Source organism: Streptococcus mitis (genome assembly GCF_001579035.1).
Classification (GTDB): domain Bacteria; phylum Bacillota; class Bacilli; order Lactobacillales; family Streptococcaceae; genus Streptococcus; species Streptococcus mitis_J.
In genome coordinates, this window is the sequence record NZ_KQ970292.1 from 10,990 (window position 1) to 12,657 (window position 1,668).

At 38.2% G+C, this 1,668-nt stretch carries 1 protein-coding gene; it reads right to left on the reverse strand.

What is annotated here, in order from left to right; genetic code table 11:
- Positions 1–231: 231 nt before the first annotated feature.
- Positions 232–1,182 carry an N-acetylmuramoyl-L-alanine amidase family protein gene (locus tag SMIDD26_RS09840; protein WP_061439982.1) on the reverse strand — a complete coding sequence of 317 codons (951 nt, stop codon included), beginning with the start codon at positions 1,180–1,182 and terminating at the stop codon, positions 232–234.
- Between the last annotated feature and the right edge of the window lie 486 nt (positions 1,183–1,668).

Consider the following 1,668-nt stretch of genomic DNA (forward strand, 5'->3'; position numbering starts at 1 on the left):
GGTCAGAATTATCTCAAAGTTTATTAGACTTGTTCGATAACTATTTGAAGCAAGATTGGCTAGTTAGAAATTGAATTTGTATCGTTCCAACTAACCATTGGTGTTTTTAGTTTTCGCATCTTTAAATCAGCTACAATAATACACAAAAGAATATATTTTATAGTTTAAAAATTCAACAAGATACTAAACAAGTCTATTTAAAAAGCAAAAATACTACTCTTCACTAAAAAACTACTTCATCGTAATCAAACCGTCAGGTTCTATACTAAATTCTGGTCTGTCTGCTATCGTACCATCTTCTTTAAGGTAATACCAGCCATCATTTGATTTGACAAAGGCATTAGAAACCATGTCCCCATTTTGACTATCAAGATAGTACCAAGTCTCCTTGTACTTGACCCAACCTGTCTTCATGGCGCCCTCTGTGTCAAAATAATACCACTTCTCAGCGATTTTCTTCCAGCCTGTCGCCATTTCGCCTGACTGGTCAAACCAGTACCAGTTGCCGTCTATGTGCTTCTTCCAGCGATCTGCAAGCATATATCCTGAACCGTCAAAGTAATACCAAGTACCATTTACTTTCTCAAACTTATCTTTTGGATAAGAACCGTCTGAGTGTACATACCAGGTGCCAGTATCGTTCTGTTGCCATCCTGCTTCAATCGTCAAGCCGTTTTCAATATCCTGCTTAAACTGCTCACGGCTAATACCCCATTTGGCAAGATAAGGATAGGGGTCAATGTGATCTGAGTTGTTGTCAGGTTGATTATTGGTGCAATATTCGTGTGTCTTGATACCTGCCAAGTCGTCTGTATCAAGTGTTTTCGGTATACCAGCTTCATCCGCTAGATTGCGCAAGAGTTCGATATAGAGACGATAGTCAATCAGAAACTCTTCTTTTGATTCATGGCTTTCAATCAGTTCAACTTGTGCATAACCTTCTGCATTCCAACCGCCCCCGACGTCCCAGGCACCATTATCAACAGGTCCTACCTGCATAATACGACCATTACCGACTACGTGAGAAAAGAAGCCCAATTCAGGATCTTTTCTGTAATGGTAGTCAGCCTCATTTTGAACCGTTGAGTTGGGGTTGCCTGTGGAATGGGCATGGACTTGCCTATATGGTTGCACGCCGACTTGAGGCAAATCTGTTCTTAATTTACTCACATCAATTTCCATATTCTACTCCTTATCGATTAAGACAACTTATTTTTTACAATCCAGAGCTAGAAACTCCTTTATTTATACCTCATAAAGAATACAATCCTAGTCACGATTAGGCTTGTAGATAGAACTGATTAAATCAGCTCAAAGAGGACTATTCTGATATTGTGAATAGGATTGACAAAGTCTGTATCCTACCTACAATAACACCCCAGACTAAAAAGCTTTTCAAAAGTCCATTTTTACAGTCTCTATATGTCCTGTTCATAAATACTATACTTTATTATATCATATAAAAGAAGTCAAAAGTCTGTTAAACTATTTTCAAGACCAAACTAAAGAGGAGAACACAAGTTTTTTCGATTTTCACTAGAGGAAACGGATTTTATTCAGTAAATCAAGTTAGAATGGTACTTTGCTTGCCAAGATGACCTTACCTTCTTTTATCAAGGGGTGACGGAAAAGCGAAAAGTACAGTTGAACTGTCATGGCAACCCAGAT